This is a genomic window from Pseudomonas nitroreducens TX1 (assembly GCF_000313755.1).
Lineage (GTDB): Bacteria > Pseudomonadota > Gammaproteobacteria > Pseudomonadales > Pseudomonadaceae > Pseudomonas > Pseudomonas nitroreducens_A.
The window spans coordinates 10680-24225 of sequence record NZ_AMZB01000115.1 but is presented as its reverse complement, the minus strand read 5'-3'; the positions used below and the strand labels follow the sequence as shown (position 1 = coordinate 24225).

At 67.2% G+C, this 13546-nt stretch carries 11 protein-coding genes; all 11 read left to right on the top strand.

Annotation, left to right across the window (positions count from 1 at the left end; genetic code table 11):
* The first annotated feature begins 71 nt into the window (after positions 1–71).
* The 11 genes from C167_RS0115475 to C167_RS0115425 all read left to right on the top strand — a co-directional run bounded on the left by C167_RS0115475 (position 72) and on the right by C167_RS0115425 (position 13432).
* Positions 72–1838 carry a S8/S53 family peptidase gene (locus tag C167_RS0115475; protein WP_017519188.1) on the top strand — a complete coding sequence of 589 codons (1767 nt, stop codon included), beginning with the start codon at positions 72–74 and terminating at the stop codon, positions 1836–1838.
* 87 nt (positions 1839–1925) lie between these two features.
* On the top strand, positions 1926–2939 hold the full coding sequence (locus C167_RS0115470; protein ID WP_017519187.1) for a ligase-associated DNA damage response exonuclease: 1014 nt from the start codon (positions 1926–1928) through the stop codon (positions 2937–2939).
* Positions 2936–4591 carry an ATP-dependent DNA ligase gene (locus C167_RS0115465; protein ID WP_017519186.1) on the top strand — a complete coding sequence of 552 codons (1656 nt, stop codon included), beginning with the start codon at positions 2936–2938 and terminating at the stop codon, positions 4589–4591. Before C167_RS0115470 ends, C167_RS0115465 begins: the two co-directional genes overlap by 4 nt.
* A complete protein-coding gene (locus C167_RS0115460) occupies positions 4591–7191 on the top strand; it encodes a ligase-associated DNA damage response DEXH box helicase (RefSeq protein WP_017519185.1) in 2601 nt (866 codons plus the stop codon). The genes C167_RS0115465 and C167_RS0115460 overlap by 1 nt, the downstream gene beginning before the upstream one ends.
* A complete protein-coding gene (gene pdeM, locus C167_RS0115455; protein ID WP_017519184.1) occupies positions 7188–7874 on the top strand; it encodes a ligase-associated DNA damage response endonuclease PdeM in 687 nt (228 codons plus the stop codon). Before C167_RS0115460 ends, pdeM begins: the two co-directional genes overlap by 4 nt.
* Before the next feature lie 98 nt (positions 7875–7972).
* Complete coding sequence (locus tag C167_RS0115450) at positions 7973–8815, top strand: STAS domain-containing protein (protein WP_017519183.1); 843 nt, start codon at positions 7973–7975, stop codon at positions 8813–8815.
* 10 nt (positions 8816–8825) lie between these two features.
* Complete coding sequence (locus C167_RS0115445) at positions 8826–9251, top strand: STAS domain-containing protein (RefSeq protein WP_017519182.1); 426 nt, start codon at positions 8826–8828, stop codon at positions 9249–9251.
* Between the two features lie 7 nt (positions 9252–9258).
* A complete protein-coding gene (locus tag C167_RS0115440) occupies positions 9259–9609 on the top strand; it encodes an anti-sigma regulatory factor (protein WP_017519181.1) in 351 nt (116 codons plus the stop codon).
* On the top strand, positions 9606–10580 hold the full coding sequence (locus C167_RS0115435; RefSeq protein ID WP_017519180.1) for an ATP-binding SpoIIE family protein phosphatase: 975 nt from the start codon (positions 9606–9608) through the stop codon (positions 10578–10580). Before C167_RS0115440 ends, C167_RS0115435 begins: the two co-directional genes overlap by 4 nt.
* Complete coding sequence (locus tag C167_RS0115430) at positions 10573–12336, top strand: ATP-binding protein (protein WP_017519179.1); 1764 nt, start codon at positions 10573–10575, stop codon at positions 12334–12336. The genes C167_RS0115435 and C167_RS0115430 overlap by 8 nt, the downstream gene beginning before the upstream one ends.
* Positions 12326–13432 (top strand): response regulator, encoded by a 1107-nt coding sequence (locus tag C167_RS0115425; RefSeq protein WP_017519178.1) that lies wholly within the window; start codon positions 12326–12328, stop codon positions 13430–13432. Before C167_RS0115430 ends, C167_RS0115425 begins: the two co-directional genes overlap by 11 nt.
* Positions 13433–13546 lie beyond the last annotated feature (114 nt).

The following is a 13546-nucleotide window of genomic DNA, read 5'->3' as shown; positions in this document are numbered from 1 at the left end:
TCATTTCCAGCTGAACGAAAGCGCACCGATGCCAGTCCGAAACCGGGACAACTCGCCAAGGACCTCAGGCCATGCCGCCACGCCCCGCATTGCTCGCCGTTCTCCTGTCTGCCCTGTCTATCGCCCCTCTGGCCGGGGCAAGCGAGCCGCTGCGCCTGCAGGCGCTCAAGCGCTGCGGCAACCTGCTGGACGACCAGCGCCAGGACTGGTGCCTGAAAGTGCGCGGGCTGGGTACCGGCTCGCCGCAGGTGATGCTCGACGGCCAGGCGCTGCCCGCTGAAACCATCCAGCGCGATGGCGGCGACCTGCGCATTCGCATTGACAGCGCGAGCCGGCGCAGCGGTCCGCTTTGGCTACGGGACGGCTCGCGGTCCAGCAACGCCGCCTGGCTGACCCTGCGCAACAGCCACGTGGTGGCGGCCGGGCCTGACGAGGTCGCGACGAATATGGATGGCCTGACGACCTACGTGGACCTGGTCAGCCTGCTGATCGAGGAGAACCATGATGGCCGGCAGGAAGCGCAGCGGCTGGCGCGCAAGTACGGGGCCGAAGTGGTCGGCAGCATCGCCCCGCTGAACCTCTACCAGCTGCGCTTGCCGGCCAGGGACCTGATACAGCGCGACGCCCTGGTTCTGCGCCTGGGCAGCGAAACCAGCGTGGACGCCGTGGTGATCGAGGAGTCCGCTGCGGAAAAGGCCGAGGAAGCGGCGCCTCGACAGTCGCCCGGCAAGCCCGCGCCGGACTCCGATGAGTGGGCGGCCAACCGCTTCCTCGACGCGGTGAATTACTACCAGCGGCGCATCCCCGCGAAACAGGCGCCGATCCGCCCGCAGCCCGTCCGCATCGGCCTGATCGAGCGCGACGTGGATTTCGACAGCGCCGACTTCGCCAGCTTCCTGGGCCCGTGCGCGACGCCGCGTCTCTGTGTCTACGCCCGCGATGCGGACAAGCCGGACAACCACGGCACCACGGTGACCGGCATCCTCGCCGCAGGCTGGGACGACGGCGGCAACACCGGTTTCCTGCGCGGACTGGAAAAGGCCGGCGGTGGTTTCGAGATCATGGTGGAGCGCAACTCCGATGCCGGCATCACCGCCAACATCGCCGCCTCGGTGAACCTGGTGGAGGATGGCGTGCGCATCCTGAACTGGAGCTGGGGCATCCACCGCGTCGGCGCCCGCAACGTCGAGGGCGACGAGGTCGATTCGCTGCTGCGCTCGGGGATAGCCATGGGCGGCTACGAGGAACTGCTGGAGGAGTTCTTCCTCTGGCTGCGCAAGGAGCACCCGGATGTGGTGGTGGTGAACTCGGCGGGAAACGGCTCGTCCTTCTCCGGCACGGACGAGTATCGGCTGCCCTCCTCCTTCATCACCGAACAACTGATCGTGGTCGGCGGGCACCAGCGCAGCGAACGCGCTGGCCTGGCCGTCGACGACCCGGCGTTCGCCGTCAAGCGCAGCTCCTCGAACATCGACATGCGAGTGGACATCACCGCGTCCGCCTGTACCCACGCCTCCACCCACGCGCCGGGCCAGGAAGGCGACGTGCATTGCGGCACCTCCTACGCTACTCCCATGGTGGCCGGCCTGCTGGCCGCGATGCTGTCGATCAACCCGCAATTGCAACCCGATCAACTGCGCATGCTGCTGCGCCGCAGCGCCATGAGCATCGGCGACAACTACGACTTCGAACCGATGGATGCCGAAGACCTCACCGCCCCCATCCTGCCGTCGGAACGCAACTATCGGCTGGACGACAAGGATATTGGCCGCTCCGCCAGGCTGGACATGCAGAAGGCCCTGGAGCTGGCCGTGCAGAGTCGCGAGCGGGTGCGCTGAGGCGGTGGCGGGCAATCAAACAAGGAACCTCGACATCGCAGCGGCGCTCTGAGCTTTAACCCACCCCCGCCGCGAAAGGTGCGCCGCATGGATCTGGTCATCGCTCGCCCTGAAGGTCTCTACTGTCCGCCTGGCGACTTCTACATCGATCCCTGGCGCCCGGTCGAGCGCGCGGTCATCACCCACGCCCACGGCGATCACGCACGCTGGGGCAATCGCCATTACCTGGCGGCGGCGCCCGGCGAGGGCATCCTGCGCTCGCGCCTGGGCCAGGACATCGACTTGCAGACCCTGCCCTATGGAGAGCGCCTGGATCACCACGGCGTGACGCTCAGTTTCCACCCGGCCGGACACGTACTCGGCTCTGCGCAGGTGCGCCTGGAGTACGGCGGCGAGGTCTGGGTGGCTTCCGGCGACTACAAGGTGGAGCCCGATGGCACCTGCACGGCGTTCGAACCGGTGCGCTGCCATACCTTCATCAGCGAGTCGACCTTCGGCCTGCCGATCTACCGCTGGCAGCCCCAGGCACAGCTGTTCGCCGAGGTCGATGCCTGGTGGCGCGCCAACGCCGCCGCCGGCCGTGCCAGCGTGCTGTTCGCCTATGCCTTCGGCAAGGCCCAGCGCATCCTTCACGGCATCGACGACAGCATCGGGCCGATTCTCGTGCATGGCGCCGTCGAGCCGCTCAACCAGGTCTATCGCGCCGCGGGCGTGCGCATTCCACCTACCGCGTTCGCCACCGAGATTGCAAGGAACGACCCGCGACTGCGCCAGGCGCTGATCCTCGCGCCGCCCTCGGCCGGCGGCAGCACCTGGATGCGCCGCTTCGGCGACTACAGCGATGCCTTCGCCAGCGGGTGGATGCTGCTGCGCGGGGCGCGGCGGCGGCGCGGCGTCGACCGCGGCTTCGTGCTCTCCGACCACGCCGACTGGCCCGGTCTGCTGTGGGCCATCGAGCAGAGCGGCGCCGAGCGGGTGATGGTCACCCATGGGCAGGTCAACGTGCTGGTGCGCTACCTCGGCGAAAAAGGCCTGGACGCCCGCGCCTTCCGGACCGAATACGGCGAAGAAGACGACACCCTGGAGCAGAGCGCGTCATGAAAGCCTTCGCCGAACTCTATGCCCGCCTCGACGCCACCACCTCGAGCAACGCCAAGCTCGCCGCGCTGCAGGACTACTTCGCCGCCGCCCCGCCGCAGGACGCGGCCTGGGCGGTGTATTTCCTCGCCGGCGGGCGACCGCGGCAGGTGGTGCCGACGCGCCTGCTGCGCGAACTGGCAACGCGTCTGTCGGGCCTGCCGGACTGGCTGTTCGAGGAAAGCTACCAGGCCGTGGGCGATCTGGCCGAAACCATCTCGCTGCTGCTTCCCGAATCCGCGCAGGCTTCCGAAGAAGGCCTGGAGTGGTGGCTGGAGCAATTGCTGCCACTGCGCGGCCTGCCCCCCGAGGAACTGGGCGAGCGCCTGCAGGCACTGTGGACGCGTCTGGACCGGCAAAGCCTGATGGTCAGCATCAAGCTGCTCACGGGTGCCTTCCGCGTCGGCGTTTCCAAGCTGCTGGTAACCCGCGCCCTCGCCGCCCTGGCCGGCGTCGACGCCAAGCGCGTGGCGCAGCGCATGGTCGGCTACACCGACCTGTCGCACCGGCCGACGGCGCAGCGTTACCTCGCGCTGATCGCTGCCGAGTCCGGCGACGAACACGCCCAGCGCGGTGGCCAGCCCTACCCCTTCTTCCTCGCCCATCCGTTGCAGGAACCGGTGGAACGTTTCGAGACCCTGCTGGGCCCCGCGCAGGACTGGCTTGTGGAATGGAAGTGGGATGGCATCCGTGCGCAGTTGGTGAAACGCGACGGCCGGGCTTGGCTCTGGTCGCGCGGCGAGGAGCTGATCACCGAACGCTTCCCGGAACTGCGCGAGCTGGCCGATGCCTTGCCCGACGGCACGGTACTCGACGGTGAACTGGTGGTGTGGAAGGAGCCGCCCGTCGGCAGCGACGCGCAGTTCGGCATCCAACCCTTCGCCCTGCTGCAACAGCGCATCGGCCGCAAGACCCTGAGCCGGAAGCTGCTGGAGGACGTGCCGGCTGCGCTGCTGGCCTACGACCTGCTGGAGTGGCGCGGCGAGGACTGGCGCAATCGCCACCAGGATGAGCGCCGTGCACGCCTGGAACTGCTGGTCGCCCAGATCGCCGACAGCCACCTGCGGCTCTCGCCGCAGCTGAGCGGCGCCGACTGGCTGGACCTCGCCCGCCAACGCGAAGCATCGCGCCGGCTTGGCGTCGAAGGGATGATGCTCAAGCGCCGCGACTCGCTGTACGGAGTGGGCCGCACCCGCGACCTCGGCCTGTGGTGGAAGTGGAAGATCGATCCCTTCAGTGTCGACGCCGTGCTGATCTACGCGCAACGCGGCCACGGCCGCCGCGCCAGCCTGTACAGCGACTACACCTTCGCCGTGTGGGACGACTCGGCGCCCGGCGAGCGCGTGCTGGTGCCCTTCGCCAAGGCCTACTCGGGGCTGACCGACGAGGAGATGCGCAAGGTCGACGCGATCATCCGCAAGACCACCGTGGAGAAATTCGGCCCGGTGCGCAGCGTCACCCCCACCCTGGTCTTCGAACTGGGCTTCGAAGGCATCTCGCTGTCCAAGCGGCACAAGAGCGGCGTTGCGGTGCGCTTTCCGCGCATGCTGCGCTGGCGTACCGACAAGTCCGTGGAGCAAGCCGACACCCTGGCCACCCTGCAGGGGTTGCTCTGATGCCGCGGCAGGCGGAGCGCCCCTCGAAACACTGGTTCGCCGGCCAGGGCTGGAAGCCCTTCGCCTTCCAGCGCGAGGTCTGGCGGGCCGTCGCGAACGACGAGTCGGGACTGCTGCACGCCTCCACCGGCGCCGGCAAGACCTACGCGGTTTGGTTCGCCGCGCTCGACCGTTTCGTCCGGCAAGCGCCTGCGGCAGATGCCCCGCCGCGCCGCCGCCAACCGGCCATGGCGCCGCTGACGCTGTTGTGGATCACCCCGATGCGCGCGCTGGCCGCCGATACCGCGCGCGCCCTGCAGGTGCCGCTGGATGACCTGCAGATCGGCTGGAGCGTGGGCATGCGCACCGGCGACACCGACAGCGCCGAACGTGCCCGCCAGGACCGGCGTCTCCCCAGCGTGCTGATCACCACACCGGAAAGCCTGACCCTGCTGCTGACCCGCGCCGATGCCCGCAAGACTTTCGCCCACCTGCGCATGCTGGTGGTGGACGAATGGCACGAGTTGCTGGGCAACAAGCGCGGCGTGCAGTTGCAGCTCGCCCTCGCCCGCCTGCGCCGCTGGCAGCCGCAACTGCTGGTGTGGGGGCTGTCCGCCACGCTGGGCAACCTGGCCCATGCCCGCGAGGTGCTGATGCCCGCCGGGCGCCTGGTACAGGGCAAGACCGCCAAGGATTTGCGCATCGATACCCTGCTGCCGCCGGGCCTCGAGCGCTTCCCCTGGGCCGGGCACCTCGGGCTGCGCATGCTGCCGCAGGTGGTCGAGGAACTGGAGGCCAGCAGCACCACGCTGGTGTTCACCAACACCCGTTCGCAGGCGGAAACCTGGTACCAGGCCCTGCTCGAAGCGCGCCCGGACTGGGCCGGCCTGCTCGCCCTGCATCACGGCTCGCTGGCCAGGGAAGTGCGCGACTGGGTGGAAGTGGCGCTCAAGCAGGGGCAGCTCAAGGCGGTGGTCTGCACGTCGAGCCTGGACCTGGGGGTGGACTTCCTGCCGGTGGAGCGCGTGCTGCAGATCGGCTCGGCCAAGGGCGTGGCGCGGCTGATGCAGCGCGCCGGGCGATCCGGCCATGCGCCGGGGCGCCCTTCCCGCGCCACCCTGGTGCCGACCCACAGCCTGGAATTGCTCGAAGCGGCCGCCGCGCGTACGGCAGTGGCCGAAGGCAGGGTCGAGGCGCGCCAGGCGCCGGAGAAGCCGCTCGATGTCCTGGTGCAGCACCTGGTGAGCATGGCGCTGGGCGGCGGCTTCCTCGCTCAGGACCTGCTCGCGGAGGTCCGCAGTGCCTGGTCCTACCGGGATCTGGGCGACAGTGAGTGGCAGTGGGCGCTGGCATTCATCCGCCACGGCGGTCATGCGCTCACCGCCTACCCCGACTACCGCCGCGCAGAGCCTGACGCCGACGGCCTCTGGCAAGTACCCGACGCGCGTCTTGCGCGGCGCCACCGCATGAGCATCGGCACCATCGTCAGCGATGCCAGCCTGACGGTGAAGTTCTGGGGCAGGAACAATGCCGGCTCGCTGGGCAGCATCGAGGAAGGCTTCATCGCCCGCCTGCGTCCCGGCGACAATTTCCTCTTTGCCGGACGCACCCTGGAGCTGGTGGAAGTAGACAACATGACCGTCTACGTGCGCCGCGCCACCGTCCGCAAGGCTGCCATCCCGCGCTGGAACGGCGGGCGCATGCCACTCTCCAGCGAGCTGGCCGACGCCATGCTGGACAAGCTCGATGCGGCGGACCAGGAGCAATTCATCGGCCCGGAAATGCGCCTGCTGCGGCCACTGCTGGACATCCAGAAAGCCTGGTCAGCCCTGCCCGGCAGGACCACCCTGCTGGCCGAGACGCTGAAGTCCCGCGAAGGCTGGCACCTGTTCCTCTACCCCTTCGCCGGACGCTCGGTGCACCTGGGCCTCGCCAGCCTGCTGGCGTGGCGACTGGCGCGGCATGCGCCGCTGAGCTTCTCTCTCGCGGTCAACGACTACGGCCTGGAGCTGCTCAGCGCCAGCCCCTTGGATTTCGCCGCGGCGCTGACCCCGGCGCTGTTCGACAGCGACGACCTGCTCCCCGAAGTGCTCGCCAGCCTGAATGCGGGTGAGCTTGCGCGGCGGCGCTTTCGCGAGATTGCGCGGATTGCCGGCCTGGTCTTCACCGGTTACCCCGGTGCGCCGAAGAGCGCGCGCCAGCTGCAGGCGTCCAGCGGGCTGTTCTTCGATGTGTTCCGGCAGTACGACCCGGACAACCTGTTGCTGATGCAGGCCCGGCAGGAGGTGCTGCGCCAGGAGCTGGAAGTGCAGCGCCTGCAACAAACCCTGCAGCGCATGCGCTCGCTGCAGCTGGACCTGCGGCCGATCCCGCGCGCCACGCCTTTCGCCTTTCCGCTGCTGGTGGAGCGCTTGCGCGAAAGCCTGTCCTCGGAGAAGCTCGCCGACCGCATCCGGCGCATGGTCGCCGATCTGGAGCAGGCCGCCGGCCCGGGCGCCTTTGCGAGCGAAACGGCCGTGTCGGTCAGCGTCGAAAGCGACCCGCGCATGTCGCGCGCGCGGCGACCCCGGCGAACCAAGGACGGCCGTCCGCGCCCATCGAAGCAGCGCCCAGACCGATGAGCCACCCGCACCCGTCCCATCAGGCCGTGCAGGTGGCCGGCAGCGAACTCTGGCTGCTGGCGGAGAGAGCGCTGTGGTGGCCCACCGGGCAGGTGCTGATGGTCGCCGACATCCACTTCGGCAAGGCGGCGAGCTATCGCGCGCTGGGGCAGCCGGTGCCCGGCGGCACCACTGCCGGCAATCTCCAGCGGCTCGACGCCCTGTTGGCGCAGTTACCGTGCCGGCGGCTGATCTTTCTCGGCGACTTCCTGCATAGCCGCGAGGCGCGCACCGCTCGCACCCTGGAGGCGCTTGAGCTGTGGCGCGACCGGCATGCGGCGCTACCCATCACGCTGGTGCGCGGCAACCATGACGAGCGTGCCGGAGACCCTCCCGCCACATGGAATATCGAAGTGGTCGGCGAGCCGCTGCTGCTCGGCCCCTTCGCGCTGCAACACGAGCCTGCTCCCCATGCGAGCCATCACGTACTGGCAGGTCACCTGCATCCGGCTTTCGTGCTGCGCGGCCGCGGCCGACAGCAGGTGCGCCTGCCATGCTTCGTGATCGGCGAAGGGCTGAGCCTGCTGCCCGCCTTCGGCAATTTCACCGGGGCCATGACCTGGAAAATCGACGAAAACGAACGGGTTTTCGTGGTCGGCGATGGTGGCGTCTGGGAGGTCCCATCGGCGCGTCGGAACAAATGATTTCAGAACTTTCGTGCAAATAATCTGAACTTCACGGTTTTTTCCCGAGTCGGTTCCGCCATGCCGTTTCGCCCATTCACACAACCGGGAAGCCGACCATGCTCGACACTTCGCTTGCTGAACTCTTCAAACAGAACGAACAACAGCTCCTCGCCGACTGGATGGAGGCACAGCGAGCCGTAGGGCTGCGGCTGGACCTGATCGACGAGCGCGCGGTCCAGCAGAACTCCCAGGACCTGCTCAAGGCCTTCACCATGGCCCTCGCCCAGGGCGTACCGAACTTCGAGTCGGCGATCTGGAAGCCGCTCAAGTCGCAGCTCGAGCGCCTCTCCCTGACCCAGGCGCGGCAGGGCTTCAGCCCATCGGAAACCGCCACCTTCATCTTTTCCCTCAAGGAGCCGCTGTTCTCGCTGCTGCAGAAGCAGCCCGATGCCACCATCGAGTCGGTCTGGAAGATCAGCAAGCTGATCGACCAGCTCGGCCTGTTCAGCCTGGAATACTTCATGAGCGGCCGTGAGGCGGTAATCCGCGAACAGCAGGAAAGCCTGCTGGAGCTGTCGACGCCGGTAGTGGAACTCTGGGACGGCGTGCTGGCGGTGCCGCTGATCGGCGCGCTGGACAGCAACCGCACGCAGATCGTCATGGAATCGCTATTGCAGAAGATCGTCGAGACCGAATCGGACCTGGCGATCATCGACATCACCGGCGTGCCGACGGTGGACACCATGGTCGCGCAGCACCTGCTCAAGACCATCACCGCAGCCAAGCTGATGGGCGCCAAGTGCATCATCAGCGGCATCCGCCCGCAGATCGCCGCCACCATCGTGCACCTGGGCGTGGAGCTGGGCGAGGTGGTGACCAAGGCCTCGCTGGCCGACGCCTTCAAGCTCGCCCTCAAGCAGCTGGGCGTACGCATTACCCATGCGGACAGGGCCCGCTGAGGATATCGCCATGGTAGATCGCATCCCGATTCTCAAGATGGGCAGGTACCTGCTGCTCAGCATCCAGGTGGACATGCACGACCAGCTGGCCATGGACCTGCAGGAGGACCTCACCGAGCAGATCGTCCGCCACAAGGCGCGCGGCGTGCTGATCGACATCTCGGCGCTGGAAATCGTCGACTCCTTCATCGGCCGGATGCTTTCCCACATCGCCAACGTATCGCGCATTCTCGATGCCAAGGTGATCGTAGTCGGCATGCAGCCGGCGGTGGCCATCACCCTGGTCGAACTCGGCCTCTCGCTGGAAGGCATCGCCACGGCGCTCAACATCGAAAAAGGCATGCGCTGGCTGGAAAACAGCCTGGATGACGAGGCTGACGACAGGGGGCCGGAGAGTGACGACGACACAAACGCTCCCACTGAAGCAGGAAACTGACATTGTCATGATCCGCCAGAAGGTCCGCAAAGCCGCCGAGGAAGTACGCCTGGGCCTGGTGTCGCAGACCAAGATCGTCACCGCGGCCAGTGAAATCGCGCGCAACGCCCTGCTCTACGGCGGCGGCGGCGAGTGCCTGCTGGAAATCACCCATCGCGAAGGCCGCGCGGCCGTGCATCTGGTAATCAGCGACCAGGGCCCGGGCATCGCCAACATCGAGCAGGCGCTGGTGGATGGCTACACCACCGGCAATGGCCTGGGGCTGGGGTTGAGCGGGTCGCGCCGGCTGGTGGATCAGTTCACCATCCAAAGCGCGCCAGGGACAGGGACCACCATCGAGCTTTGGAAATGGAAATGAACGACGCAGCCCTGCAGTTCAACCTGGCTGTCTCCCATACCGCCCACATCGATGCCGCGCGCCGCGCGGCGGTCAACCTGGCGCGCGACGCCGGCGCCGGGCAACTGCTGCTGGACCGCCTGACCCTGGTGATTCAGGAAATGGCGCGCAATCTGGTGCTGCACGCCCATGGCGGCGAAATGCTGTACTTCCAGAACGAGCGCTGCCTGCAACTGCTCGCGGTGGATCGCGGGCCGGGCATGCAGGACGTGGCGCGTTGCCTGAGCGACAGCTTTTCCACGGCCGGCACCATGGGCGCGGGCCTTGGCGCCATCAAGCGCCTGGCCGACACCTTCGACCTCTACTCGCAGCCCGGCCAGGGCACCGTGGTCTTCGCCGGTTTCGACCTGCAGGCCCCCGGCGCCCCGCTGACGGTCGCCGGCCTCAGCACGCCCTACCCTGGGGAGGAAAGCTGCGGCGACTCCTGGGCCTGCAAGGGCAACCGGCTGATGGTCTGCGACGGCCTGGGCCATGGCCACGCCGCCAGCCTGGCCAGCTCGCGGGCGCGGGAAATCTTCCTGCAACATGATCTGAACCTGCCACAGGAAATGTTGCTCGAACGTATGCACCATGCGCTGGCTTCGACCCGTGGCGGCGCCGTGGCGCTGGCCGAAGTACTGCCGCAGCAATGTGAGGTGCGCTTCTGCGCCATGGGCAACATCCTCGGCGTGCTCGACGACGGGCGCAGCCGCAGCATGGTCTCGGGCAATGGCACGGTGGGTTACCGGATCGGCCGGATCAAGAGCTTCAGCTATCCCTGGTCGCCGTCCACCGTCCTGCTGATGGCTTCCGATGGCATCGGCAGCCGTTTCGACCTGGGCGCCTATCCGGGCCTGGCCACGCGTCACCCGGCAGTCATTGCCGGCGTGCTGCACCGTGACTTTCGCCGGCACAACGACGACGCAACCCTGGTGGTTCTCAAACATGTCTGACACGCTTCGCATCGCCACCGTTCGCATCCGCGAGGAGATCGATGTGGTCACCTGCCGCCAGAGTGCGCGGCAGATCGCCGCTTGGCTGGAATTGCCGAACCTTGAGCAGATCCGCTTCGCCACGGCGGTTTCCGAGCTGGCGCGCAACACCTACCAGTACGCCGGCGGCGGCCTGTTTCATTTCGACATTGCCAGCAGCCCCGGCGGCGTGCTGGAGCGCTTATGCGTGGAAGCTTGGGACGAGGGGCCCGGGATCGAGGATGTCGAGCGCATCCTCGAGGGCAGCTACGTCTCCCGCACCGGCATGGGCCTGGGCCTGCGCGGCGCGCAGCGGCTGATGGACGAGTTCGACATCCGCACCTCACCGGAGGGCACACGGATACGTGCCTGCAAGTACGTTTCAGGTTCCCGCGCCACCCCCGGTGCCGGCCAGGTCCAGGCCATCCGCCTGCAACTTCAGCACAACGGCGCGGCCGATCCCTTCGTCGAACTGCAACTGAGCGGCAGCGAACTGCTGCTGACCACCGCCGAGTTGCAGAACAAGCAACTCGAGCTCGAAGCGATCAACCTGGAGCTGCAGAACACCAACAAGGGGGTCGTCGCGCTGTATTCGGAACTAGAGAAGGCCAACGAGGAAGTCCGCGAGGCGAGCGCCTCGAAAAGCCGCTTCTTCGCCAACATGACCCACGAGATACGCACGCCGATCAATATCGTCGAGAACATCAGCCAACTGCTGCTCAACGGCCACGACGGGCCGCTCAACCCCGAGCAACAGCGCCAGGTGGCCTTCATCAGCGAAGCCGCCTCCGAGTTGTCCGGCCTGGTCAACGAACTGCTGGACCTGTCCAAGGCCGAATCCGGTCGCATCGAGATCGCGTCCACGCGCTTCACCCTGGCCGAGTTCACCGAGCAGTTGCACCAGTGCGCCAGCGCCATCGCGCTGCGCTATCCCGGATTGCAATGGGAGGTGGCGGCCCCGGCGAGCAATGTCCTGCTGCATACCGACCGGCACCTGTTATTCCAGGCCCTGCGCAACCTCATCGACAACGCCTTCAAGTACACCCCGGAAGGCCGCATCAGCGTGCGCACCTACCTGCCCGACCGCGACACCGTGGAGTTCCTGGTCGAGGACACCGGCATCGGTGTCGCCGAGGAAAACCTGGCGCGGGTCTTCGAGGAATTCTCGCGCATCCGCAACCCCGGGCTGGGCAAGGTGCAGGGCACCGGACTGGGCCTGCCGCTGGCGCAACGCCTGGCCAGCCTGCTGCATGGCGGCATCACCCTGGACAGCAGCCCGGGGCTCGGCAGCCGCTTCCTGCTGCGCATCAGACGCGAGCATGACGAGGCAACCATCGAGGTACCGGCAGTCGATCTCAGTGCGATGAATATCCTGGTGGTGGATGACAGCGACGCGGATCGCTACCTGCTGGCGACACTGCTGCGCCCTTGCCAGGCCTCGATCCATGAGGCCAGCAACGGAGCGGCGAGCATCGAGATGCTCTACGAGGTGCGTCCGGACCTGATCTTCCTCGACCTCGACCTGCCGGACATCGCCGGCGAGGACCTGCTGGAGAACATGGACTGGGGCATGCATTCGCGTGTCGTGATCAACACCGCCAAGCCACTGGACGACTCGACTCGCCAGCGCCTGGCGCGCCATTCGCGGGCCATCGTGCAGAAGTCCGCTGCGGACTATGGCGAGCAGGTCCTGCGCGAGGTGTCGCGGTTGATGGAGGAGCAACAGCATGGGTGCTAAGAGGGTCCTGGTCATCGACGACCTGGAGGCCAACCGCTACATCCTGCGCAAGATAGTCGCCGACGGCTCCCAGTACCAGGTGCTGGAAGCGGCCACCGGCGCGGAGGGACTGGAGCTGATCCTGCAGGGCGTGGACGTGGTCATCCTGGACATCAACCTGCCGGACATGACCGGCTTCGAGCTGATCCAGAAGGCCGAGCGCCGCCTCGGGCCGAAACGCCTGCCGGCGATCATCAACATCTCGGCGACCTTCGTCAGCGGCAAGGACAAGGCCACCGGCCTGAACGTCGGCGCCCGCGCCTACCTGACCCATCCGATCAACCCCGACGAGCTGATCGCCACCATTGGCAGCCTGATGAAGAGCAACACGCGGTTGCAACGGGTGGAGCGCCAGCGCGACTGGGCCGAAGCGCGCACCGAGCAGATCAGCAAGGAAAAGATCATGCTCGAGCGCTTCATGCGCTCGTTCAGCCATGATCTGCGCTCCCCGCTCGCTGCCGCCACCATGGCCACCGGGCTCATGCTGCGCCGCCCGACCCGGCGGACCGACGAACTGCTGAAGATCGTCGAGGACAACCTGCGCCGTGTGGACAGCATGGTGGCCAACCTGCTGGATATCTCCCACGTCAGCATCGGCGGTGGCATCAAGCTGAGCGGCGAGCGGATCGACCTGGCGGCCTGGATACAGGACTCTATCGGCACCCTCGGCCTGCAGGTCTCCAATCCGCTGTCGCTGGAACTGGAGGGTGCGCTCGGTGAGGTGGTCTGGGATACCACGGCCTTTCTGCGCATCCTGGAGAACCTGGTGGGCAATGCGGCCAAGCATGGAGTGGCAGAGCAACCGATACGCATTGCCTTGTCACGGGCGAAGCAGAGGGTGCGCCTGAGCGTCAGCAACGCCGGCAGCTTCCCGGTGGAAGTGCTGAACAACCTCGCCACGCCCTACTTCATCTCCACGCGCAGCGACACCAAGGGCTGGGGACTGGGGCTGCCCATCGTCAAGGCGCTCTGCGAAAGCTTCGGCGGCCAAGTGGGCTTTCGCAACGAAGACCATCGCGCCGTGGTGGAGATCGAAGTGCCGGCAAGCCTGGACTGAGGCGCAGGCATCACGCCGTCCGCCGCGCAGCACGCAGGAGCCGAGCAGTGCCGTGCCAGCCAGGCCGTCGTCGAGCAGGATTGACGCGATCCGCGAAGCCGACATTGTTTCCGC

Bases quoted from the DNA above. Each gene is read 5' to 3' on its own strand.
- C167_RS0115475 (WP_017519188.1), top strand. From the start codon at position 72: ATGCCGCCACGCCCCGCATTGCTCGCCGTTCTCCTGTCTGCCCTGTCT.
- C167_RS0115430 (WP_017519179.1), top strand. From the start codon at position 10,573: ATGTCTGACACGCTTCGCATCGCCACCGTTCGCATCCGCGAGGAGATC.
- C167_RS0115465 (WP_017519186.1), top strand. From the start codon at position 2,936: ATGAAAGCCTTCGCCGAACTCTATGCCCGCCTCGACGCCACCACCTCG.
- pdeM (WP_017519184.1), top strand. From the start codon at position 7,188: ATGAGCCACCCGCACCCGTCCCATCAGGCCGTGCAGGTGGCCGGCAGC.
- C167_RS0115425 (WP_017519178.1), top strand. From the start codon at position 12,326: ATGGGTGCTAAGAGGGTCCTGGTCATCGACGACCTGGAGGCCAACCGC.
- C167_RS0115440 (WP_017519181.1), top strand. From the start codon at position 9,259: ATGATCCGCCAGAAGGTCCGCAAAGCCGCCGAGGAAGTACGCCTGGGC.
- C167_RS0115445 (WP_017519182.1), top strand. From the start codon at position 8,826: ATGGTAGATCGCATCCCGATTCTCAAGATGGGCAGGTACCTGCTGCTC.
- C167_RS0115460 (WP_017519185.1), top strand. From the start codon at position 4,591: ATGCCGCGGCAGGCGGAGCGCCCCTCGAAACACTGGTTCGCCGGCCAG.
- C167_RS0115470 (WP_017519187.1), top strand. From the start codon at position 1,926: ATGGATCTGGTCATCGCTCGCCCTGAAGGTCTCTACTGTCCGCCTGGC.
- C167_RS0115435 (WP_017519180.1), top strand. From the start codon at position 9,606: ATGAACGACGCAGCCCTGCAGTTCAACCTGGCTGTCTCCCATACCGCC.
- C167_RS0115450 (WP_017519183.1), top strand. From the start codon at position 7,973: ATGCTCGACACTTCGCTTGCTGAACTCTTCAAACAGAACGAACAACAG.